General features: G+C 60.0%; 19 protein-coding genes. 7 read left to right on the forward strand and 12 right to left on the reverse strand.

Annotated features, from left to right (window positions below):
• Positions 1-25 precede the first annotated feature (25 nt).
• From nuoM to ACA066_RS18370, 4 genes are all read left to right on the forward strand, one after another.
• Positions 26-1,558, forward strand: coding sequence for an NADH-quinone oxidoreductase subunit M (nuoM, locus tag ACA066_RS18355; RefSeq protein ID WP_497696071.1), 1,533 nt, complete (start codon positions 26-28; stop codon positions 1,556-1,558).
• A gap of 7 nt (positions 1,559-1,565) precedes the next feature.
• The gene (gene nuoN, locus ACA066_RS18360) at positions 1,566-3,029 is read left to right on the forward strand and encodes an NADH-quinone oxidoreductase subunit NuoN (protein ID WP_497696072.1); all 1,464 of its coding nucleotides are present in this window, start codon (positions 1,566-1,568) and stop codon (positions 3,027-3,029) included.
• A gap of 250 nt (positions 3,030-3,279) precedes the next feature.
• Positions 3,280-3,630, forward strand: coding sequence for a toxin (locus ACA066_RS18365; RefSeq protein WP_497699913.1), 351 nt, complete (start codon positions 3,280-3,282; stop codon positions 3,628-3,630).
• Positions 3,620-3,934 carry a helix-turn-helix domain-containing protein gene (locus ACA066_RS18370; RefSeq protein WP_497696073.1) on the forward strand — a complete coding sequence of 105 codons (315 nt, stop codon included), beginning with the start codon at positions 3,620-3,622 and terminating at the stop codon, positions 3,932-3,934. The genes ACA066_RS18365 and ACA066_RS18370 overlap by 11 nt, the downstream gene beginning before the upstream one ends.
• A 103-nt stretch (positions 3,935-4,037) precedes the next feature.
• Here ACA066_RS18370 and ACA066_RS18375 read toward each other — a convergent pair whose 3' ends face one another.
• From ACA066_RS18375 to ACA066_RS18400, 6 genes are read right to left on the reverse strand one after another with little or no spacing between them, the layout of a single operon-like run.
• Positions 4,038-5,780 carry an ABC transporter substrate-binding protein gene (locus tag ACA066_RS18375; protein WP_084321334.1) on the reverse strand — a complete coding sequence of 581 codons (1,743 nt, stop codon included), beginning with the start codon at positions 5,778-5,780 and terminating at the stop codon, positions 4,038-4,040.
• A 47-nt stretch (positions 5,781-5,827) separates the two neighbouring features.
• A complete protein-coding gene (locus tag ACA066_RS18380; protein WP_497699914.1) occupies positions 5,828-6,100 on the reverse strand; it encodes a DUF2160 domain-containing protein in 273 nt (90 codons plus the stop codon).
• Between the two features lie 10 nt (positions 6,101-6,110).
• Positions 6,111-6,911, reverse strand: coding sequence for a carbohydrate ABC transporter permease (locus tag ACA066_RS18385; protein ID WP_017339615.1), 801 nt, complete (start codon positions 6,909-6,911; stop codon positions 6,111-6,113).
• Between the two features lie 8 nt (positions 6,912-6,919).
• The gene (locus ACA066_RS18390; RefSeq protein WP_033057091.1) at positions 6,920-7,786 is read right to left on the reverse strand and encodes a carbohydrate ABC transporter permease; all 867 of its coding nucleotides are present in this window, start codon (positions 7,784-7,786) and stop codon (positions 6,920-6,922) included.
• On the reverse strand, positions 7,783-8,880 hold the full coding sequence (locus ACA066_RS18395) for an ABC transporter ATP-binding protein (RefSeq protein ID WP_497696074.1): 1,098 nt from the start codon (positions 8,878-8,880) through the stop codon (positions 7,783-7,785). The genes ACA066_RS18390 and ACA066_RS18395 overlap by 4 nt, the downstream gene beginning before the upstream one ends.
• A complete protein-coding gene (locus ACA066_RS18400) occupies positions 8,880-9,974 on the reverse strand; it encodes an ABC transporter ATP-binding protein (RefSeq protein ID WP_497696075.1) in 1,095 nt (364 codons plus the stop codon). Before ACA066_RS18400 ends, ACA066_RS18395 begins: the two co-directional genes overlap by 1 nt.
• Before the next feature lie 473 nt (positions 9,975-10,447).
• Between ACA066_RS18400 and ACA066_RS18405 the strand changes: the two genes are divergently transcribed.
• Complete coding sequence (locus ACA066_RS18405) at positions 10,448-12,295, forward strand: sigma-54-dependent Fis family transcriptional regulator (RefSeq protein ID WP_497696076.1); 1,848 nt, start codon at positions 10,448-10,450, stop codon at positions 12,293-12,295.
• Between the two features lie 215 nt (positions 12,296-12,510).
• Here ACA066_RS18405 and cysS read toward each other — a convergent pair whose 3' ends face one another.
• A complete protein-coding gene (gene cysS / locus ACA066_RS18410; protein ID WP_497696077.1) occupies positions 12,511-13,893 on the reverse strand; it encodes a cysteine--tRNA ligase in 1,383 nt (460 codons plus the stop codon).
• A 17-nt stretch (positions 13,894-13,910) separates the two neighbouring features.
• Positions 13,911-15,611: a glutamine--tRNA ligase/YqeY domain fusion protein gene (locus ACA066_RS18415; protein ID WP_497696078.1), complete on the reverse strand. Its 1,701-nt coding sequence runs from the start codon at positions 15,609-15,611 to the stop codon at positions 13,911-13,913.
• Between the two features lie 260 nt (positions 15,612-15,871).
• Here ACA066_RS18415 and ACA066_RS18420 point away from each other — a divergent pair, with 260 nt between their 5' ends.
• Positions 15,872-16,375 carry a peptidylprolyl isomerase gene (locus ACA066_RS18420; RefSeq protein ID WP_497696079.1) on the forward strand — a complete coding sequence of 168 codons (504 nt, stop codon included), beginning with the start codon at positions 15,872-15,874 and terminating at the stop codon, positions 16,373-16,375.
• Positions 16,372-17,130: a UDP-2,3-diacylglucosamine diphosphatase gene (lpxH, locus tag ACA066_RS18425; protein WP_497696080.1), complete on the forward strand. Its 759-nt coding sequence runs from the start codon at positions 16,372-16,374 to the stop codon at positions 17,128-17,130. The genes ACA066_RS18420 and lpxH overlap by 4 nt, the downstream gene beginning before the upstream one ends.
• 109 nt (positions 17,131-17,239) lie before the next feature.
• Here the strand turns inward: lpxH and ACA066_RS18430 are convergent, their stop codons facing one another.
• The 4 genes from ACA066_RS18430 to ACA066_RS18445 all read right to left on the reverse strand — a co-directional run bounded on the left by ACA066_RS18430 (position 17,240) and on the right by ACA066_RS18445 (position 22,128).
• Positions 17,240-18,769 carry a DHA2 family efflux MFS transporter permease subunit gene (locus tag ACA066_RS18430; RefSeq protein ID WP_497696081.1) on the reverse strand — a complete coding sequence of 510 codons (1,530 nt, stop codon included), beginning with the start codon at positions 18,767-18,769 and terminating at the stop codon, positions 17,240-17,242.
• 201 nt (positions 18,770-18,970) lie between these two features.
• The gene (locus ACA066_RS18435) at positions 18,971-20,173 is read right to left on the reverse strand and encodes an HlyD family secretion protein (RefSeq protein WP_497696082.1); all 1,203 of its coding nucleotides are present in this window, start codon (positions 20,171-20,173) and stop codon (positions 18,971-18,973) included.
• Between the two features lie 15 nt (positions 20,174-20,188).
• Positions 20,189-21,658, reverse strand: a complete 1,470-nt coding sequence (locus tag ACA066_RS18440) for an efflux transporter outer membrane subunit (protein WP_497696083.1) — start codon at positions 21,656-21,658, stop codon at positions 20,189-20,191.
• A complete protein-coding gene (locus ACA066_RS18445) occupies positions 21,655-22,128 on the reverse strand; it encodes a MarR family winged helix-turn-helix transcriptional regulator (protein WP_214377232.1) in 474 nt (157 codons plus the stop codon). Before ACA066_RS18445 ends, ACA066_RS18440 begins: the two co-directional genes overlap by 4 nt.
• Positions 22,129-22,316 lie beyond the last annotated feature (188 nt).

A 22,316-nucleotide genomic window follows, 5' to 3' on the forward strand; every position in this document is an offset into this window, starting at 1 on the left:
ACTTGCGAAAGGAATTGAGCCCGTCATGATTCTGCCTTGGCTAATCCTGATCCCCTTCATCGGCGGCCTGCTGTGCTGGATGGGTGAGCGCTTCGGCGCCACCCTCCCCCGCTGGATTGCGCTGATCACCATGTCCCTGTTGCTCTCCCTCGGCCTCTGGCTGTGGGCCAACGGTGACTATTCATTTGCCCCGGCGCCTGGCGCCGACCCGACCTGGGCGCTTGAGTTCAAGCACATCTGGATCGAGCGCTTCGGCATCAGCGTGCACCTGGCCCTCGACGGCCTGTCGCTGCTGATGATCATGCTGACCGGTCTGCTGGGCGTACTCTCGGTCCTCTGCTCGTGGAAAGAGATTCAACGTCACGTTGGCTTCTTCCACCTGAACCTGATGTGGATCCTGGGCGGTGTCGTCGGCGTGTTCCTCGCCCTCGACCTGTTCATGTTCTTCTTCTTCTGGGAAATGATGCTGGTGCCGATGTACTTCCTCATCGCGCTCTGGGGTCACAGTTCTTCGGACGGCAAGAAAACCCGGATCTACGCGGCGACCAAGTTCTTCATCTTCACTCAGGCTTCCGGCCTGATCATGCTGGTGGCGATCCTCGGTCTGGTACTGGTCAACTTCAACGACACCGGCGTGATTACCTTCAACTACGCCGACCTGTTGAAAACCAAAATGTCGCTGACCACCGAGTACATCCTGATGCTCGGCTTCTTCATCGCCTTCGCGGTGAAGCTGCCTGTGGTGCCGTTCCACTCCTGGTTGCCTGACGCTCACGCCCAGGCGCCAACCGCGGGTTCGGTCGACCTGGCCGGTATCTTGTTGAAAACCGCTGCCTACGGTCTGCTGCGTTTTGCCCTGCCGCTGTTCCCGAATGCCTCGGCCGAGTTTGCGCCGATCGCCATGACCCTCGGTCTGATCGGGATCTTCTACGGCGCGTTCCTGGCTTTCGCACAAACCGACATCAAGCGTCTGATCGCCTTCTCGTCCGTTTCCCACATGGGCTTCGTCCTGATCGGCATCTACTCCGGCAGCCAACTGGCGCTGCAGGGCGCGGTGATGCAGATGCTGGCGCACGGTCTGTCGGCCGCGGCACTCTTTATCCTCAGCGGTCAGTTGTACGAGCGCACCCACACCCGCGACATGCGTGAAATGGGTGGCCTGTGGTCGAAGATCGCTTACCTGCCGGCGCTCAGCCTGTTCTTTGCAGCGGCGTCCCTGGGCTTGCCGGGTACCGGTAACTTCGTCGGTGAGTTCCTGATCCTGATCGGCACCTTCCCCGCTGCGCCTTGGGTCACCATCATCGCGACGTCGGGCCTGGTGTTCGGTTCGGTCTACTCGCTGATCATGATCCACCGTGCGTATTTCGGTCCGGCCAAGTCGGACGCGGTACTGCATGGCATGGACGGTCGCGAACTGATCATGGTGGTCGGGCTTGCGGCGCTGCTGATCTACATCGGCGTGTACCCGCAACCGTTCCTCGATACCTCTGCCGCGACGATGCATGGCGTGCAGCAATGGCTCGGCACCGCCTTCACTCAACTCGCTTCGGCCCGGTAAGAGCGCTATGGAATTCACGACTCAACACTTTATCGCGCTAGCGCCGTTGTTGATCACCAGCGCCACGATCATCGTGGTGATGCTGGCGATCGCCTGGCGTCGCAACCACTCACAGACCTTCCTGATTTCCGTGGCGGGCCTGAACCTGGCGTTGCTGTCGATCCTGCCAGCCTTGAAGGTCGCACCATTAGCTGTGACCCCTCTGCTGCAGATCGATAGCTTTGCGTGTCTGTACATGGCGCTGATCCTGGTCGCCACCCTCGCCTGCGTGACCCTCGCCCACGCCTACCTCGGCGATGGCGGTTCGGGTTACCCAGGCAACCGTGAAGAACTGTACCTGCTGATCCTGATGGCCGCCGCCGGTGGCCTGGTTCTGGTCAGCGCGCAGCACCTGGCCGGGTTGTTCATCGGTCTGGAACTGCTGTCGGTGCCGGTCTATGGTCTGGTGGCGTACGCCTTCTTCAACAAGCGTTCGCTGGAAGCCGGTATCAAGTACATGGTGCTGTCGGCCGCCGGTTCCGCGTTCCTGTTGTTCGGTATGGCCCTGCTCTACGCCGACTCCGGCAGCCTGAGCTTCGTCGGTATCGGCCAAGCCCTCGCGGCCACCGGCCTGCCAAGCTCGCTGGCACAATTGGGCCTGGGCATGATGCTGATCGGCCTGGCGTTCAAACTGTCGCTGGTACCGTTCCACCTCTGGACCCCGGACGTCTACGAAGGTGCTCCGGCACCGGTGGCGGCGTTCCTGGCGACCGCTTCCAAAGTCGCTGTGTTCGCGGTGATGGTGCGTCTGTTCCAGATCTCGCCAGCGGCGAGCAGCGGTGTACTCAGCGACGTGCTGACCATCATCGCTATCGCCTCGATCCTGTTCGGTAACCTGCTGGCACTGACCCAGAGCAACCTCAAGCGTCTGCTGGGTTACTCGTCCATCGCTCACTTCGGTTACCTGCTGATCGCCCTGGTGGCGAGCAAGGGTCTGGCCGTGGAAGCCATCGGCGTGTACCTGGTCACCTACGTGATCACCAGCCTCGGCGCGTTCGGCGTGATCACCCTGATGTCCTCGCCGTACAACGGCCGTGACGCCGATGCGCTGTACGAATACCGCGGCCTGTTCTGGCGCCGTCCGTACCTGACCGCCGTCCTGACCGTGATGATGCTGTCCCTGGCCGGTATCCCGCTGACCGCGGGCTTCATCGGCAAGTTCTACATCATCGCCACCGGTGTCGAGTCGCACCAATGGTGGCTGGTCGGTTCCCTGGTACTGGGCAGCGCCATCGGCGTCTTCTACTACCTGCGCGTCATGGTCACCCTGTACCTGATCGAGCCCAACCTGCGTCGCCACGATGCACAACTGCACTGGGAACAACGCGCAGGCGGCGTGATGCTGCTGGCCATCGCCGTACTGGCGTTCTTCCTCGGGCTGTATCCTCAGCCGTTGCTGGCACTGGTTCAGCAGTCGGGGCTGGCGGGTTGATCGCTTAGCGATACTCGGTAGAAAACAGAAACGGCACCTTCGGGTGCCGTTTTTGCGTTTGTAGGATTTGTTACCGCTGCCCTGCCCTCCTTCTGCAATCCCCGAAACCTCTCGCTAAATTGGTCGCCTCGTCCTACAGGTGTTTTTACGGCCGGCGTCTACCGTTGAAAACGGGAACGAAAAGCTTGGCTTGAATGCCTTGACCATTTCGATTATCGGGACAAAACTATACGTAGGTAGCGTACAGAACATGGATGCTCTATTTGTCGAGTTACGTATGTTTCAGAAACATCGAGACGATTACCTGGATGACGATCTGTTTCGCAGCTTTCAGCTGGAGTTGCTGAAGAACCCCGAAGCGGGCGATCTCATTGAGGGCACCGGTGGGCTGCGCAAAATTCGCTTCTGCGATCAACGACGAAGTAAAGGCAAGCGCAGTGGCTTACGGGTGATTTATTACTGGTGGTCAGGCTTCAATCAATTCTGGCTGTTCACCGTGTATGGCAAAGACGAGCAAGACGACCTGTCACCCTCCCAGAAAAAGCTTTTCAGACAAACGCTGGATAGAGAAATCAAAACGAGATCCCACTATGAAACGTGACATTTTTGCCGAACTGATGGATGGCCTCGAAGCCCTGGCCGATGAGCGCCAAGGCAAGATCACGCTGCGAACCCACAAGGTTCAGCTGCCAGAACTGATGCCCATCACTGCCGAGGAAGTGCTCGCCATCCGCCAACAGCTCAACCTCTCCCGGTCGGTGTTTGCGATGTATCTGCGCACCAATACCCGAACCCTGGAAAACTGGGAACAGGGACGGGCAACGCCCAATGCCCAGGCCACGACCCTTATCCGCTTGGTCGAGCGCTTTCCGCAGACGATCGAACATCTCGCAGCCCTGACCTGAACTCAGAGGGTCTTGCACCCTTCGCTATCCGCGATGGCATTTGTACAGGCACAAATAAAAACGGCACCTTCCGGTGCCGTTCGCATTTCACAACTTCAGCGTTTTATTTGCGCGCCGCCTCCCACGATTTCAGCAGTTCGGCATAGTTCACGGTTTCACCCTTAGGCTTCTCGTTCGCCAGTTTCGGTTTCGGTGCACCCGGCTGATCGAACCAGTATTGCGCATCGCGCTCGGGGTTCATCTTCGGTGCGCAGGTGGCTTGTGCCTTCGAGCGTTCCAGACGGGTCATGATCGCGTCCTGATCCTTGGCCAGTCCATCAAGTGCCTGTTGCGGGGTTTTCTCGCCGCTGGCGGCTTCGGCGATGTGGCTCCACCACAGTTGCGCCAGACGCGGATAGTCCGGCACGTTGGTCCCGGTCGGGGTCCATTGCACACGGGCCGGGCTGCGATAGAACTCCACCAGGCCACCGAGTTTCGGTGCCAGGTCGGTCATCGCTTGCGAGTTGATGTCCGACTCGCGGATCGGGGTCAGGCCGACAATGGTTTTCTTCAGCGAAACGGTTTTCGACGTCACGAACTGCGCATAGAGCCAGGCGGCGAGTTTCTGTTTCTCAGGAGTGGACTTCATGAACGTCCAGGAACCCACGTCCTGATACCCCAGCTTCATGCCCTCTTCCCAGTACGGTCCGCGTGGTGATGGCGCCATGCGCCATTTCGGCGTGCCATCGGCGTTCATCACCGCCAGGCCCGGTTTGGTCATGTCGGCGGTAAACGCGGTGTACCAGAAGATCTGCTGGGCGATGTTGCCCTGGGACGGCACCGGACCGGATTCGGAGAAGGTCATGCCCGCCGCTTCCGGTGGCGCGTACTTCTTCAGCCAGTCGACGTATTTGGTGGTGGCAAACACTGCCGCCGGGCCGTTGGTGTCGCCGCCGCGGGTTACGCTGGAGCCGACCGGATGGCAGTCCTCGACGCGGATGCCCCACTCGTCCACCGGCAAACCGTTGGGGATGCCTTTGTCGCCGGCGCCGGCCATGGAGAACCAGGCGTCGGTGAAGCGCCAGCCCAGGGACGGGTCTTTCTTGCCGTAGTCCATGTGCCCGTAAACGCGCTTGCCGTCGATCTCCTTGACGTCTTCGCTGAAGAATTTGGCGATGTCTTCATAGGCCGACCAGTTCACCGGTACGCCCAACTCGTAACCGTATTTTTCCTTGAACTTGGCTTTCAGGTCCGCGCGTTCGAACCAGTCGGCGCGGAACCAGTACAGGTTGGCGAACTGCTGGTCGGGCAACTGATAGATCTTGCCGTCCGGTGCGGTGGTGAAGGAGATACCGATGAAGTCCTTGATGTCCAGGGTCGGCGAGGTGAAATTCTTGCCTTCGTTGGCCATCAGGTCGGTGATCGACTCGGTCTTGCCGTAGCGAAAGTGCGTTCCGATCAGGTCCGAGTCGTTGACCCAGCCGTCATAGATGTTTTTGTCCGATTGCATCTGGGTCTGCAGCTTTTCCACCACATCGCCTTCCTGCAGCAAGTCGTGGGTCAGCTTGATCCCGGTGATTTCGGTGAAGGCCTTGGCCAGCGTTTTGGATTCATATTCGTGGGTGGCGATGGTTTCCGATACCACCTTGATGCTCATCCCGCGAAACGGCTCGGCCGCCTTGATGAACCACTTCAGTTCTTCGAGTTGTTGTTCGGCCGTCAGCGTGGACGGCTTGAACTCACTGCCGATCCATTTCTTCGCGGCGTCTTCATAGGCATCGGCCCAGGCCGAAGCGCTCAAACCGCTGAGTGCCAGCATGGCTGCCAATGAAATGCTATGTCGCAGCTTATTGTTTTTGTCGAACATAGAGACCTCCTTATTGGGTTTCGGAGCAACATTGCCGAGCGATTCGACTAGCCCCAACGCATCACAGCCAACAGCCACACCAGGGACAACGCGGACGCTACCCAGATGCTCCAGTCGGTGACGCCGATTACCAGCAAATGCAGGTAGGCGCTGCCGAGAAGACCGATAAACAGCCGATCGCCACGGGTGGTGGCAATCGGCAAAAAACCACGCCGAAGAATGCTCGGCGAACGCAATTCCCAGGTCGTCATGCCGACCAGGATCAAGGCAATGACACAGAAAAACGTTGCCGTCGGGGCGGTCCAGCTCATCCATTCCATCATCAGTTCCTCATACCCGGCCCAGGGCAAAGCCCTTGGCCACGTGGTTACGGACAAACCAGATCACCAGCATGCCCGGCAGGATGGTCAACACCCCTGCCGCCGCCAGCACACCCCAGTCGATGCCGGACGCCGAGACAGTGCGGGTCATCACCGCTGCAATCGGTTTGGCATTCACCGACGTCAGCGTCCGCGCCAGCAGCAGCTCGACCCAGGAAAACATGAAGCAGAAAAACGCCGTCACACCGATCCCCGAACCAATCAGCGGCACGAAAATCTTCACGAAGAACTTGGGAAAACTGTAGCCATCAATGTAGGCGGTTTCGTCGATTTCTTTCGGAACGCCGGACATGAAACCCTCGAGAATCCACACCGCCAACGGCACGTTGAACAGGCAATGCGCCAGTGCCACCGCGATGTGCGTGTCGAACAGACCGATCGAGGAATAAAGCTGGAAGAACGGCAACAGAAACACCGCCGGCGGCGCCATGCGGTTGGTCAGCAGCCAGAAGAACAGGTGCTTGTCGCCCAGGAAGCGATAGCGCGAGAACGCATACGCTGCCGGCAACGCCACGCTCAGGGAGATCACCGTGTTCAGGCTCACGTAATACAGCGAGTTGAGGTAACCGGTGTACCAGGCCGGATCGGTGAAGATCACCTTGTAGTTGGCGAAGGTGAAATCCTGCGGAAACAGCGTCAGGCCGCTGAGGATTTCGGTGTTGCTCTTGAAGGACATGTTCAGCAGCCAGTAGATCGGCACCAGCAGGAACAGGATGTAGATCAGCAATGGAATCAGCTTTCTCTTGCTCATGATGGGCCTCAGCGGTTGGCGTCAGAGTGAGTCATGGCGGTGTAGAACAGCCAGGACACCAACAGGATGATCAGGAAGTACACCAGCGAGAAAGCCGCCGCCGGGCCGAGGTCGAACTGCCCGATGGCCATCTGCGTCAGGGTCTGGCTGAGGAAGGTCGTGGCATTCCCCGGCCCGCCGCCCGTGAGCACGAACGGCTCGGTGTAGATCATGAAACTGTCCATGAACCGCAGCATCACCGCGATCAACAGCACGCTCTTGAGCTTGGGCAACTGGATGTGTCGGAAAACCGCCCAGGCGGATGCCCGATCAATCCGCGCTGCCTGGTAATACACATCCGGAATCGCCCGCAGACCTGAGAAACACAACAACGCCACCAACGACGTCCAGTGCCAGACGTCCATCACCAGCACCGTGACCCAGGCGTCCATGGTATTGGCCGCATAGTTGTAGCTGATCCCCATCGCATTGAGGCTCGAACCGAGCAAGCCAATGTCGGCCCGGCCGAAAATCTGCCAGATCGTCCCGACCACGTTCCACGGAATCAGCAGCGGAATCGCCAGAATGATCAGCACCAGCGACGACCAGCGCCCCTTGGTCGGCATGGTCAGGGCGATGGCGATTCCCAGCGGGATTTCGATCAGCAGCACACAGCCGGAATAGATGAACTGACGGAGCAGCGAATCGTGCAGCCGTGGGTCGAGCAGCACCTGTTTGTACCAGTCGGCGCCGACGAAGTAGCGGCTGGACTGGTCGAAGATGTCCTGCACCGAATAATTGACCACGGTCATCATAGGGATCACCGCACTGAACGCCACCAGCAAAAACACCGGCAGGACCAGCCACCAGGCCTTGTTGTTCTGCACCTTGTTCATGGCTGCACCTCCAGCAGGTATTCGTCGGCATAAACCATCAACCACTGCGCCGGGAAGCTGATGTACGCCGTGCCTTCCGGCACCGGCTTGTCCTCGGCCAGGCGCACTTTCAACGGCGCGCCATCGAGGTTGAGGGTCATGATCTTGTAGGTGCCGAGGTCTTCGACGTGTATGACCTGTGCCTGCATCGCGTCATCAAACGGCTCGTCCCACACATGCACGAACTCCGGACGGATGCCGACCTTCAGGGTTTTCCACTCGGACTCAGCGATGCGTTGCTGCTGCGCCTCGGACAACGGCAAGTGCGTCGAAGCAAATCCGACGCCACCCGGTTGCGGCTGCACCTCGATCAGGTTCATCCCCGGACTGCCGATGAAGTAGCCGACAAACGTGTGGCTCGGCCGCTCGAACAATTCTCGCGGCGTACCGAATTGCACGATCTGCCCGCCGTACATCACCGCAATCTTGTCGGCGAAGGTCGAGGCCTCCAGTTGATCGTGGGTAACGTAGACCATGGTGATGTTGAACTGCTCGTGGATCTGCTTGAGCTTGCGCCGCAGCTTCCACTTCAGGTGCGGGTCGATCACGGTCAGCGGTTCATCGAACAGGATCGCCGACACGTCATCGCGCACCAATCCGCGGCCCATGGAGACTTTCTGCTTTTCGTCGGCGGTGAGGTTGCGCGCCTTTTTGCTCAGCAGTGCCTGGAGGTCGAGTACTTCGGCAATTTCCTGCACCTTGCTGTGAATTTTCGCTTCGGCCATGCCCTGATTGCGCAGTGGGAAGGCCAGGTTGTCGAACACCGTCATGGTGTCGTAGACCACCGGAAACTGGAAAACCTGGGCAATGTTGCGCTTCTCCGGGGTCAGGTCGTTGACCGCTTTACCGTCGAACAGGACATTGCCCTGGGACGGACTGAGCAACCCGGAAATGATGTTGAGCAAGGTCGACTTGCCGCAGCCCGAAGGCCCGAGCAAGGCGTAGGCACCACCTTGCTCCCAGACATGGTCCATCTCGCGGATCGCGTAATCCTCGGGACCGCTCGGCGTGCGGGTGTAACTGTGGGCGAGGTTCTGCAAACGGATTTCGGCCATCAGGCAACCCTCGCGATACGGCGGCCGGGCGCCTGGACCAGTCGTCCCTGCGCATCGAACACAAACAGTTTATGGGTCGGAATGTAGATGCGAATCGGCGCATCCACGTCGTACTCGTGGACCCCGGGCAAATGCAGCACCAGCAGGAAATGCTCGTTGCGCACGTGCAGGAAGGTTTCCGAACCGCTGATCTCGGCGACCTCGACGGTCACCGCCAGTTCGAGGTCATCGTCATTGCTCGGCACCAGCGAGATATGGCTGGGGCGCACGCCGAAACGGAATTCGCCCTCGCCCACCGGGCGCAAATCCACGTTCAGCGGGAAGTGCACGAAGTTGGCGAAGCTGACTTCGTTGCCGGCGATGCGCCCCGGCATCAGGTTGATCGGCGGTTCGGAGAACAACTCCGCCGCCAGCACGGATTGCGGCTGGTGATAGACCTCGGAGGACTTTCCGCTCTGGATCACCCGGCCTTCGTGAAGAATGGTCGTGGTGCCGCCCAGCGCCAGCGCTTCGTTGGGCTCGGTGGTGGCGTAGATGGCGATGGTGTGCCGCGCCTTGAACAGCTCGCGCATTTCCTGACGCAGTTCTTCGCGAAGTTTGTAGTCGAGGTTGACCAGCGGTTCGTCGAACAGGATCAGCTCGGCGTCCTTGACCAATGCGCGGGCCATGGCCGTGCGCTGTTGCTGGCCGCCGGAGAGCTCCAGCGGAAAGCGCTGGAGAAACTTCTCGATGCGCAGCATCTTCGCGGTTTCCAGCACTTTGCTCTGGATCAGCTCATTGGAAACGCCGCCCTGGCGCAACGGCGAGGCGATGTTCTCGAACACCGTCATGGTCGGGTAATTGATGAACTGCTGATAGACCATCGACACGTTGCGCAACCGCACCGGGCGTTGGGTGACGTCGACGCCGTTCATCAGGATGCGCCCGCTGTCGGGCTTGTCCAGACCGGCCATCAGGCGCATGAGGCTGGTTTTGCCGGACAGCGTGCGGCCGAGCAAAACGTTGAAGGAACCGGGTTCAAAACTAAGGCACGCATCGTCGATCCAGGTCTGGCCCTCGACGGTGCGGCTGACGTGCTCCAGAGTGAGTGACATGGCTCGGCCTTTTTATTATTGGAGTCAAGCGACCGGAGCTACAGAGCGACTTTCGTGCCAGAAATTGCAAGTTGTTGATGTGGCTTGGAAATCCTTCAGCAAGAGGAAAAACCGGGTTCGTTGCTGAACAGAAATGAACAACCGCGACTGAACAATTGAACAGTTCAACGGTTGACAATGAACAATAGTGAACAACACTCTACGGACTGTTCACTGTCCTTGTAGGAGCCGGCTTGCTGGCGATGGCGTCATCGAAATCGCCATCGCCATCGCCATCGCCAGCAAGCCTGGCTCCTACAGTACGCTTCAGGTGCAAGGACAGAATTGCAAAACCTGTGGGAGCGAGCCTGCTCGCGATAGCGGTGGGTCAGTCGACATCCACAATGACTGACCCACCGCTATCGCGAGCAGGCTCGCTCCCACAAGGGAATACCTATAACAACAATAAAAGCGTTATTCAGAGGCTGACTGTAATGGCCGCACCTGCCCCCGTTTTGTCCCACGACGCCATCATCCAGGACTCCTGGTCCCGTTGCCGCGCGTTCGGTCTCGATCACCAAAGCACCCCCGCCTTCGATCAGCTTCCGGCCGAGGGCATTGCGCAATTGCTGGAAAGCCAGCATTCGCTGGTGCAGACCACCCATCAGGAAGTCCTGCCGTACTACGAAAACATCCTGAGCAATTCCAATTGCCTGATCATGCTCGCCGATAACCAGGGCCAGGTCCTGACCTCCTGGGGCACCCAGCGCTTCATCGAGCCGAGCCTGACCCGCGGTTTCAGCGCCGGCGCAAGCTGGATGGAACGCTGCAGCGGCACCAATGCGATCGGCACCGCACTGGCCTGCGAGCAAGCGGTACACATCGAGCACGATGAACACTTCCTCAAGGCAAACCGCTTCATGACCGGCTCCGCCGCACCGATTTTCGATGCCGAACGCAAGGTGATCGCGGTACTGGACGTGTCCAGCGACAGCTACCTGCCGCCGTCCCATACCCTCGGCATGGTCAAGATGATGAGCCAGACCGTGGAAAACCGGCTGATCCTCAACCTGTTCCATGGTCAACATTTTCAACTGACGTTCAACACCGGGTTGAACAACCTCGACAGCCAATGGGCAGGGTTGCTGATTTTCGATGAGAGCGGCCAAGTGCTGTCCGCCAACCGCCGGGCGGACAATCTGCTTGGCATCAGTCTGTCGCGGGTCAGTATCGAAAGCCTGTTCAAGGTGTCGCTGCTGGAGCTGCTGAATCAGCCGGATGGTCTGCCCTTCTCTCTCCAGGCCTCCGGGCGTAACCGCTTCCAGTGTCTGTTGAAACGTCCGAAACAGGCACCGATTCAGGCGCGGCTATTCTCTGAAACAAAGAGCGCCGAACCTGCCGTAACCGCGCCCGCCGTGATCAGCCTCAATACGCTTCACTTCGGTGACAGCCGCGTGGAAAAAGCAGTACGCCAGGCCGAGCGCCTGCTGGAGAAAGACATTCCGCTGTTGATTCATGGCGAAACCGGAGTCGGCAAGGAAGTCTTCGTCAAAGCCCTGCATCAGGCCAGCTCTCGCAGCAAACAGCCGTTCATTGCCGTCAACTGTGCAGCGATCCCCGCCGAACTGGTGGAATCCGAGCTGTTTGGCTACGAGAAAGGTGCGTTCACCGGCGCGAATCAGAAAGGCAGCATCGGGCTGATCCGCAAGGCGGACAAAGGCACGCTATTCCTGGATGAAATTGGCGACATGCCACTGCCGACTCAGGCGCGGTTATTGAGGGTTTTGCAGGAACGTTGCGTTCAACCGGTGGGCAGCAGCGAGTTGTACCCGGTGGACATCCGCATCATTTCGGCGACCAACCGCTCGCTACGTGAGCAAGTGCAGTTGGGACGGTTTCGTGAAGACCTGTATTACCGCATTGGCGGTTTGACCCTGGAGTTGCCGCCGCTCAGGGAACGCAGCGACAAGCAGGCGCTGTTCAAGCGCTTGTGGGAGCAGCACCGTGAACCGTCACAGTGGGCCGGGTTGAGCGGTGAGGTGATGGAGTTGTTCAGCCGTCATCCATGGCCGGGGAATCTGAGGCAGGTCAGTAGCGTCATGCAGGTGGCGCTGGCGATGGCCGAGGAACAACCGGTGCGGCCGGAGCATTTGCCGGATGATTTTTTTGTCGATCTGGAGATGGAGTCGGTGGAATCACCGGAAACCCTGGCGGTGGATTTGAACGATGCCGAGGATTTGAATCGGCAGTTGCAGGCGGCTGGGGGGAATATCTCGCATCTGGCCCGGCGCCTTGGGGTCAGCCGCAATACCCTTTACAAGCGGTTGCGCCAGACCGAGTAACGAGTGAGCCGTGCTGGTGGTGTTCGGCTCAAGACCATTCGCGGGCAAGCCTCGCTCCTACAGGACCGCGTCGTACGCGAATATTGCGAACGACTCGCCCCTGTAGGAGCGAGGCTTGCCCGCGAAGACGTCAGCCCAGACTCCGCCTCACTTACGCCCAACCCATAAACAAAAACCCGCACAAGGCGGGTTTTGTTTTGTAGCAATCACAGCAATCAGTCAGCCAGACGCCAGGTCGTGCCGCCCTTGCCATCTTCCAGCACCACGCCCATGGCGGTGAGCTGGTCGCGAATACGGTCGGATTCAGCCCAGTCTTTAGCCGCACGAGCCGCCAGACGCGCCGCAATCAGCGCATCAACCTCAGCCGCATCAACCCGCCCTTCAGCGCCGGCCTGCAGGAAGTCATCCGCCTCAAGCTGCAACACCCCCAGCACACTGGCCAGTTCCTTCAAGCGCGCCGCCAAACCCGCCGCCGCATCAAGATCGCTCTCGCGCAGGCGGTTGATCTCGCGAACCATCTCGAACAGCACCGCACACGCTTCCGGCGTGCCGAAGTCGTCGTTCATCACCTGGGTGAAACGCTCGACAAAGGCTTCGCCGCCAGCCGGCGCCACGCTCGGCAGGCCTTTCAACGCATGGTAGAAACGCTCGAGTGCGCCTTTGGCGTCCTTGAGATTGTCTTCCGAGTAGTTGATCGCGCTGCGGTAGTGGCTCGACACCAGCAGGTAACGCACGACTTCCGGGTGGTACTTTTCCAGCACGTCGCGAATGGTGAAGAAGTTGTTCAAGGACTTGGACATCTTCTCGCCATTGATGCGAATCATGCCGCAATGCATCCACGCGTTGGCGTAGGTCTTGCCGGTGGCCGCTTCGCTCTGGGCGATTTCGTTTTCGTGGTGCGGGAACTCGAGGTCACTGCCGCCGCCATGAATGTCGAAGGTCTCGCCGAGGCAGCAGGTCGACATCACCGAGCATTCGATGTGCCAGCCCGGACGACCGTCGCCCCACGGCGAAGCCCAGCTCGGTTCACCCGGCTTGGCGCCTTTCCACAGCACGAAGTCCAGCGGGTCCTGCTTGGATTCATCGACTTCGATCCGCGCGCCGATGCGCAGGTCTTCGATCTTTTTGCGCGACAGCTTGCCGTAGCCCATGAACTTGGCCACGCGGTAGTACACGTCACCATTGCCCGGGGCGTAAGCGTAACCCTTGTCGATCAGGGTCTGGATCATGGTCTGCATACCGGCGATGTGATCAGTGGCCCGCGGCTCCATGTCCGGCTTGAGGATGTTGAGGCGCGCCTCGTCCTCGTGCATCGCGGTGATCATGCGCTCGGTCAGCACATCGAACGGCTCGCCGTTCTCCTTGGCCCGATTGATGATCTTGTCTTCAATGTCGGTGATGTTGCGCACATACGTCAGGTTATAACCGCTGAACCGCAACCAGCGGGTCACCAGGTCAAACGCGACCATGCTGCGGCCGTGGCCAATATGGCAGTAGTCGTACACGGTCATCCCGCAGACGTACATACGCACATTGTTGCCATCCAGCGGCTTGAAAACTTCTTTGCTCTTGGTGAGCGTGTTGTAGATCGAAAGCACGTTAGAGGTTCCTTGAATCACTGGCCCCACGAATCACGCAAGGTCACGGTACGGTTGAATACCGGAGCACCTGGTTTCGAGTCCTTGATATCCGCGCAGAAGTAACCTTCGCGCTCGAACTGGAAACGGTCTTCCGGCTGTGCATTGCCAAGCGAAGGCTCAGCACGACAACCGGTCAGCACTTGCAGCGAGTCAGGGTTGATGTTGTCCAGGAAACTGGCGCTGTCTTCGGCCTTCTCCGGGTTCGGCGAGCGGAACAGGCGATCGTACAGACGCACTTCGCACTCGACGCTGGCCGCGGCCGGCACCCAGTGAACCACGCCTTTGACCTTGCGGCCTTCAGGGTTCTTGCCGAGGGTTTCCGGGTCGTACGAGCAACGCAGTTCGACGATGTTGCCATCGGCGTCCTTGATCGCTTCGTCGGCACGGATCACGTAGCTGCCGCGCAGACGCACTTCGCCGTTCGGCTCCAGGCGCTTGTAGCCCTTTGGTGGCTCTTCCATGAAGTCATCGCGGTCGATGTAGATTTCACGGGAGAACGGAAGCTTGCGCACGCCCAGTTCTTCTTTTTGCGGATGACGCGGCAGTTCGAGGTGATCGACCTTGTCTTCCGGGTAGTTGGTAATCACGACCTTCAGCGGACGCAGCACGCACATGGCGCGCGGAGCGTTCTGGTCCAGATCCTGACGAATGCTGAATTCAAGCATGCCGAAGTCGACCACGCCGTCGGAACGGTTAGTGCCGACCATGTCGCAGAAATTGCGGATCGACGCCGGCGTGTAGCCACGGCGGCGGAAGCCGGACAGCGTGGACATGCGCGGATCGTCCCAACCGTGAACGTGCTTCTCATCGACCAGTTGCTTGAGCTTGCGCTTGCTGGTGATGGTGTAGTTCAGGTTCAGGCGGCTGAACTCGTACTGGCGCGGGTTCGCCGGCACCGGCAGGTTCTCGAGGAACCATTCGTACAGCGGACGGTGGCTTTCGAACTCCAGGGTGCAGATCGAGTGGGTGATGCCTTCGATGGCGTCCGACTGACCGTGGGTGAAGTCGTAGTTCGGGTAGATGCACCACTTGTCGCCCGTCTGGTGGTGATGCGCGTGACGGATGCGGTACATGATCGGGTCGCGCAGGTTCATGTTCGGCGAGGCCATGTCGATCTTGGCCCGCAGCACACGTGCGCCGTCCGGGAATTCGCCGGCGCGCATGCGGGCGAACCAGTCGAGGTTCTCTTCCACCGAGCGATCGCGGAACGGGCTGTTCTTGCCCGGCTCGGTCAGGCTGCCACGGTATTCCCTGGCCTGTTCCGGGCTCAGGTCATCGACGTAGGCCTTGCCGGCCTTGATCAGTTCGACGGCCCAGTCGTGCAACTGGTCGAAATACTGCGAGGCGTAGCGCACTTCGCCGGACCATTCGAAGCCCAGCCATTTGACGTCGCTTTCGATCGCGTCGATGTATTCCTGGTCTTCCTTGGCCGGGTTGGTGTCGTCGAAACGCAGGTGGGTGACGCCGCCAAACTCCTGGGCCAGGCCGAAGTTCACACAGATCGACTTGGCGTGACCGATGTGCAGGTAACCATTGGGCTCAGGCGGGAAACGGGTGACGATCTGCGTGTGCTTACCCGAGTCCAGGTCCGCCTGGATGATCGGGCGCAGGAAATTGACCGGCACGGCAGGGCCGGTCTTGGAATTCGAGGTAGGGTCGACAGTGGGCTTGCTCATAGGATCCTTGAACGTACAAGTGCGCGGCCAGTTGGCCAAATCAAAGCGGCGGTTAAAACAAAGGGGCTTATCATAGCCGATGCCGTCAAGTCGCTGACAGTACAGGCCCGAAAACGGCTGCATTTAATCGGATGCAAATGAAAAACAGCCTCGAAATTCGCGCCCGGCACGCTAAACTGCGTGCCTTGGCCGAATCTGGCCGGACCGGTTGAGGGCTGCAGAGCCTCGAAACCCATGAATTCCTTGAAAGAGTACCGATCATGACCCAAGTCAAACTGACCACCAACCACGGCGACATCGTCCTGGAACTGAACGCTGAAAAGGCACCGCTGACCGTTGCCAACTTCATCGAGTACGTCAAAGCCGGTCACTACGAAAACACCGTTTTCCACCGCGTCATCGGTAACTTCATGATCCAGGGCGGCGGTTTCGAGCCAGGCATGAAAGAAAAGAAAGACAAGCGCCCAAGCATCCAGAACGAAGCCGACAACGGCCTGCCGAACGAGAAGTACACCGTGGCCATGGCCCGCACCATGGAGCCGCATTCGGCTTCCGCCCAGTTCTTCATCAACGTCGCTGACAACAGCTTCCTGAACCACAGCGCCAAGACCACCCAGGGCTGGGGCTACGCGGTATTCGCCAAAGTCGTTGCAGGCACCGACGTTGTCGACAAGATCAAAGGTGTTTCCACCACCTCCAAGGCCGGCCACCAGGACGTGCCAGCAGACGACGTGATCATCGAGAAAGCCGAGATCATTGAGTGATACTGCTGATTTCAGACTTGCATCTGGAAGAGGAGCGCCCGGACATCACCCGGGCGTTTCTGGATTTGCTCGCCGGACGCGCCCGTTCGGCGAGCGCGTTGTACATCCTGGGCGACTTTTTCGAGGCGTGGATTGGCGACGATGCCATGACGCCCTTTCAGCGTTCCATCTGCCAGGCCCTGCGCGACCTCAGCGACAGCGGCACGGCCATTTTTCTGATGCACGGCAATCGCGACTTCATGTTGGGCCAGGCCTTCTGCAAACAGGCCGGCTGTACGTTGCTGAAGGACCCGAGTGTCGTGCAGCTCGCAGGCGAGCCGGTGCTGTTGATGCACGGCGACAGCCTGTGTACCCGCGATGTCGGCTATATGAAGCTGCGTCGCTACCTGCGCAACCCGATCACCCTGTTCATCCTGCGCCACCTGCCCCTGCGCACTCGCCATAAACTGGCGCGCAAACTGCGCAGCGAAAGCCGGACGCAGACACGGATGAAGGCCAATGACATCGTGGATGTCACGCCGGAAGAAGTGCCGCGGATCATGCAGGCCTATGGCGTGAAAACCTTGATCCACGGGCACACCCATCGCCCCGCTATCCACAAGTTGCAGATTGGCGAGCAAGCGGCCAAGCGCATTGTGTTGGGGGATTGGGATCGTCAGGGGTGGGCGTTGCAGGTGGATGAGCACGGGTTTGCGTTGGCGCCGTTCGACTTCGCCCCGCCGCCGGCGTTAACCAACAACACAAATCCCCTGTAGGAGCGAGCCTGCTCGCGAAAAACCAGAGGTCGCCGCGGGGTTTCAGGCACCCCGCGTTATCGTTCACGACCATCGCGAGCAGGCTCGCTCCTACAGGGACTGCGAGTCCTTAGTGGCCGGAGGCAGCAGGCCCCGCCTTCGCCGCAAACGGCGGTTTCGCCAGCCACACAATCACGATCAATCCCATGAACGCCCACCCCAGCAACGTGAAGTAATCCACGGTGGAGAGCATGTATGCCTGACTGGTCAGCACATGATCCAGCTGCGCATACGCCGGATTACCCGCCCCGCCCAGGCTGTTCAACGCCTCCCGGGTCGCCGGTTCATAAGTGCTGATGCTTTCACTCATATAGGCATGATGCTGATCCGCCCGGCGAATCCAGATCCAGGTCGTCAACGACGCCGCAAAGCTACCGCCCAACGTCCGCAGGAAGGTCGCGAGGCCCGCGCCATCGGCGATCTGGCTCGGTGGCAGGTCCGACATCAAAATGCTCAAGGTCGGCATGAAGAACAGCGCCACGCCAATCCCCATGAACAGTTGCACCAGCGCGATGTGCTGGAAGTCCACCTCGCTGGTAAACCCGGCGCGCATGAAGCAGCTCAGGCCAATCGCCAGGAACGCCAGACCCGCCAATAACCGCAGGTCGAACTTGTGCGCGTACTTGCCGACAAATGGCGACAGAATCACCGGCAGAATCCCGATTGGCGCCACCGCCAACCCGGCCCACGTTGCCGTGTAGCCCATCTGGGTTTGCAGCCATTGGGGCAGGATCAGGTTGATCCCGAAGAAACCGGCGTAACCCAACACCAGCACAAGCGTGCCGATGCGGAAGTTGCGATACGCGAACAACCGCAGGTTGACCACCGGGTGCTGGTCGGTCATTTCCCAGATCACGAACACCGCCAGCGCAATCACCGAAATCGCCGCGCCGATGAGGATGAAGTTCGATTCGAACCAGTCGAGGTCGTTGCCCTTGTCGAGGATCACCTGCAACGCTCCGACCCCGATGATCAGCGTGATCAGACCGACGTAGTCCATCGGCTGATAACTGGTCACCACCGGCCGCGCCTTGAGCTGCGAGCGCACGACCATCACCGCGAAAACTCCGATTGGCACGTTGATAAAGAAAATCCACGGCCAGCTGTAGCTGTCGGTAATCCAGCCGCCAAGAATCGGCCCGGCAATCGGCGCCACCACCGTGACCATCGCCAGCAACGCCAGGGCCATGCCGCGCTTGGCGGGCGGATAGACCGCGATCAGCAGCGTCTGGGTCATCGGGTACAACGGCCCGGCCACCAGGCCTTGCAGCACCCGAAAACCGATCAGCTCCGGCATCGAGGTGGAAATGCCGCAGAGAAACGAGGCCAGCACAAACAGAATGGTCGCCCAGAGAAACAGCTTCACTTCACCAAACCGTCGGCTGAGCCAACCGGTCAGCGGCAGCGCGATGGCGTTGCTCACCGCAAACGAGGTGATCACCCAGGTGCCCTGCTCCGAACTCACGCCGAGGTTGCCGGAAATCGTCGGCAACGCCACGTTGGCGATGGTGGTGTCGAGCACTTGCATGAAGGTCGCCAGCGACAGGCCGATGGTGCTGAGCAGCAGGCTGGGCGGCGTGAAAGACGCGTTATTGCTCATCGCGAATCCTTTGAAACCTGATTGGCGCTGCGCCTGTTACAGACGCAGCTGACCTTGTGGGAGCGAGCCATTGTGGCGAGGGAGCTTGCTCCCGCTGGGTCGCGAAGCGACCCCAAAAGCTTTGCGACTGCTTCGCAGCCGAGCGGGAGCAAGCTCCCTCGCCACAAAGGCTCACTCCCACAGGGTCGGTGTGATGGCGAATCAGCGGTTCGCGGTTTTGCTGACCGCGGCGCTGTTGTCGTGGATCAACTGAGTGATCATGGCGTCGGCCTCGGCCAACTGACGGTCGTAGACGGTGGTGCTGAACGAAGCCTTCTGCGGCGGCTGTTGCGCCAGCACCGGGCCGCTCTGGTCGCGCAGGTTCACATCGACCTGAGTGGACAGGCCAACGCGCAACGGGTGTTTGGCCAGTTCTTCGGCGTTGATGTGAATCCGCACCGGCACACGCTGCACGATCTTGATCCAGTTACCGGTGGCGTTCTGCGCCGGCAGCAGGGCAAACGCGCTGCCGGTGCCGGCGCCGAGGCTGTCGATGGTGCCGCTGAACTTCACGTCGCTGCCGTAGAGGTCGGCCTGGATATCGACCGGCTGGCCGATGCGCATGTCGCGCAGCTGGGTTTCCTTGAAGTTGGCGTCGATCCATAGCTGATCCAGCGGAATCACCGCCATCAGCGCAGTGCCCGGCTGGACACGTTGACCGAGTTGTACAGAGCGCTTGGCGACGTAACCGGTCACCGGTGCAATCAAGGTGCTTCGGGAGTTGTTCAGGTACGCCTGACGCAATTGCGCGGCGGCCGACATCACGTCCGGGTGCGACGACACCACGGTGTCATCCACCAGGGCGCTGGTGGTTTTCAGTTGCTGCTTGGCATTGGCCAAGGCGTTTTGCGCCGAGGTCAGGTCGTCGCGAGCGTGGGACAGTTCTTCCTGGGAAATCGCCCCGCCAGCAGCGAGATTTTTCCGGCGGTTGAAGTTGTCCTGGGCCTTTTGCACTTCCGCCTGCTGAGCATTGACCTGGGCTTTCATGCCGTCGACGTTGCTGTACAAACCGCGCACCTGACGCACGGTACGGGCCAGATTGGCTTGGGCACTTTGCAGGCCGACTTCGGCATCGTTCGGGTCGAAGTTGATCAGCACCTGGCCTTCATGGACCAGGTCGCCATCGTCGGCGCCAATGCTGACCACGGTGCCGGTGACCAACGGCGTGATTTCCACCACGTTGCCGTTCACATAAGCGTCGTCGGTGCTCTCGTTCCAGCGCCCGTAGAATTCGTGATAACCCCAGACGCCGATACCGGAGAGGATCACCACGATCGCGAGCACCACCAGCATGACCTTGCGCTTGCGCGGGTTGCTGGTGTCTTGCGCGTTGTCCGGGGTTTGGGGGTTTTCTGCAGTGGCCATGACCATTACCTTGAATTAGTTGTGCTGCGTGGCTGGGGTTGCGTTGGCCGCGGTCAGGGTGTCGCCCTGAAAACCGCCGCCCAGCGCTTGCATCAATTGGATCGACAGGTCGATCTGCTCGGCATTCAGGTTGGCCAGCTGACGCTGGGCCTGGAGCAATTGCTGCTCGATGCTGAGCACGTCCAGGTAGTTTCCGATGCCGGAACCGTAACGCTGGACCACGGTGTTGTAAGAATCCTGGGCAATGTCGGTGGCGTGCTGTTGAGCACCGATTTGCCGGCCGATATCGCGCAACTGGTTGATGGTGTCGCTGACATCACCCAGCGCTTTCACCAGGCTTTTGTTGTACTGCGCCACCGCGAGGTCGTAATCGGCGTCACGGGAATCAAGGTCGGCGCGCAGGCGGCCGCCGTCGAAAATCGGCACCGAGATCGTCGGCGCGATATTGAAGAAACGACTGGCCGAACCGAACATCGCGTCGCCCAACAACGATTCGGCACCGGCCGCCGCGCTAAGGTTGAGGTTGGGATAGAACCGGGTTTTGCCGGCATCGATATTCTTGCTCGCCGCCTCGACGCGCCAACGTGCGGCGACCAGATCTGGGCGCCGACCAAGCAGCTCGGCGGGCAGGACCGACGGCAACGCAACAGCGCTGGCCTGAAGGATCTTCGGCCGGGCGATTTCGTTGCCGCGATCCGGACCTTTGCCGAGCAATACCGCCAAGGCGATTTTCGCGCTTTGCAGGCGTTTCTCGGCATCGATCAGGCTGGCTTCGGACGTGGCTTCGAGACTTTCGGTTTGCTGGAACTGGTATTGACTGTCGATCCCGGAACTCAGGCGACGCTGGCTCAGGTCGAGCATCTGCCTGGTGCGCTTGAGGTCTTCCTGGGCCAGGTCATGGACGATATGCGCCTGCCCCAGATCGCTATAAGCGCGGGCAACGTCGGCGGACAACGTCAGCTGTGCCGCTTGCTGATCGACTTCGGCAGCGCGGGCCTGGCCCAACGCAGCTTCCCAGGCGTCACGTTGACCGCCCCAAAGGTCGAAGTTGTAATTGAAACTGGCGCCGATGTTGCGCACGGTGGAGTACGCATCGCCATCGCCTCGCGGGTCTTGATCCCGCGCCAGACGCGAACGGCTGACGCCGGCGCTGGCATCGAGGGTCGGCATCCGCGCAGCGTCGGCGGCGTACGCAGCAGCGCTGGCCTGATGGGCGCGGGCGTCGGCGATCTGCATGTCGGGGCTGTCGTGCAGGGCTTCGCGAATCAGGCCGTCGAGTTGTGGGTCACCGAGGCTTTTCCACCAATCGCTTTTCGGCCAGGCCGCGGGCGACAGGGTCAAATTGCTGAGGGATTGCCCGGCCTTGAGGGTTTTCGCATCGAGGCTTTTGCCTTCAGTGGTCAGGCCGCTGTAGCTGGCGCAACCGGCCAGGGTCATGGACGCCAGCACCAGGCTCAGGCCGACACGCAGGGTTTTGCTGCTCATTTGTCACCTACCCGCAGCAGCGTGATCGAGTCACCGGCTGCCACCAAAATTTTCTTCAGGATCCGTTCCAGGGTTTTCAACTCTTCCGGGGTGATCGCGCCGGCCAGTTCGTTCATGGCGTCGGCGCCGATTTCCGGCAGGCGGTCGGTCAACTGTTGGCCTTGCTCAGTTAACACAAGCTGCACCTGACGGCGATCCGCCTCGGAACGCTGGCGGGCGAGGAAACCTTTCTGTTCCAGACGATCGAGCATGCGGGTCATCGAACCACTGTCGAGCGACAGATGGCGGCACAGCTCGGCCGGGGTATCAACGCCGAACTGAGCCATGATGATCAGCACTTTGAACTGCGCGGCGGTGATGCCGTGGGGTTCCATGTGCGTATCGATGATGCGGTCCTTGAGCAGCGCAGCGCGCCCGAGCAAGAGGCCGAGATGGCAAGTGTGGAATTCGTCCGGGGTGAAATGCTTCATCTGACCACCAATTAGCTGCCTAGGCAGAGAATGTATGTCGAGATGTTACTGCCTAGGCAGCGAATGTCAACGCAATAGTTAGGTTGCTTTGTATTTAGTTGATAAAGGCGACCCACAATTCCTGTGGCGAGGGGGCTTGCCCCCGTTCGGCTGCGCAGCAGTCGTCGCTTTTAGATGTATGGAGTTGC

It is taken from the genome of Pseudomonas sp. LBUM1651, assembly GCF_059716135.1.

Coding starts and splice junctions, on each gene's coding strand:
- ACA066_RS18375 (WP_084321334.1), bottom strand. CDS start 5,780: ATGTTCGACAAAAACAATAAGCTGCGACATAGCATTTCATTGGCAGCC.
- ACA066_RS18385 (WP_017339615.1), bottom strand. CDS start 6,911: ATGAGCAAGAGAAAGCTGATTCCATTGCTGATCTACATCCTGTTCCTG.
- ACA066_RS18390 (WP_033057091.1), bottom strand. CDS start 7,786: ATGAACAAGGTGCAGAACAACAAGGCCTGGTGGCTGGTCCTGCCGGTG.
- ACA066_RS18400 (WP_497696075.1), bottom strand. CDS start 9,974: ATGTCACTCACTCTGGAGCACGTCAGCCGCACCGTCGAGGGCCAGACC.
- ACA066_RS18415 (WP_497696078.1), bottom strand. CDS start 15,611: ATGAGCAAGCCCACTGTCGACCCTACCTCGAATTCCAAGACCGGCCCT.
- ACA066_RS18395 (WP_497696074.1), bottom strand. CDS start 8,880: ATGGCCGAAATCCGTTTGCAGAACCTCGCCCACAGTTACACCCGCACG.
- ACA066_RS18445 (WP_214377232.1), bottom strand. CDS start 22,128: ATGAAGCATTTCACCCCGGACGAATTCCACACTTGCCATCTCGGCCTC.
- ACA066_RS18430 (WP_497696081.1), bottom strand. CDS start 18,769: ATGAGCAATAACGCGTCTTTCACGCCGCCCAGCCTGCTGCTCAGCACC.
- ACA066_RS18405 (WP_497696076.1), top strand. CDS start 10,448: ATGGCCGCACCTGCCCCCGTTTTGTCCCACGACGCCATCATCCAGGAC.
- nuoM (WP_497696071.1), top strand. CDS start 26: ATGATTCTGCCTTGGCTAATCCTGATCCCCTTCATCGGCGGCCTGCTG.
- nuoN (WP_497696072.1), top strand. CDS start 1,566: ATGGAATTCACGACTCAACACTTTATCGCGCTAGCGCCGTTGTTGATC.
- ACA066_RS18440 (WP_497696083.1), bottom strand. CDS start 21,658: ATGAGCAGCAAAACCCTGCGTGTCGGCCTGAGCCTGGTGCTGGCGTCC.
- ACA066_RS18380 (WP_497699914.1), bottom strand. CDS start 6,100: ATGGAATGGATGAGCTGGACCGCCCCGACGGCAACGTTTTTCTGTGTC.
- ACA066_RS18365 (WP_497699913.1), top strand. CDS start 3,280: ATGGATGCTCTATTTGTCGAGTTACGTATGTTTCAGAAACATCGAGAC.
- ACA066_RS18435 (WP_497696082.1), bottom strand. CDS start 20,173: ATGGCCACTGCAGAAAACCCCCAAACCCCGGACAACGCGCAAGACACC.
- ACA066_RS18420 (WP_497696079.1), top strand. CDS start 15,872: ATGACCCAAGTCAAACTGACCACCAACCACGGCGACATCGTCCTGGAA.
- ACA066_RS18370 (WP_497696073.1), top strand. CDS start 3,620: ATGAAACGTGACATTTTTGCCGAACTGATGGATGGCCTCGAAGCCCTG.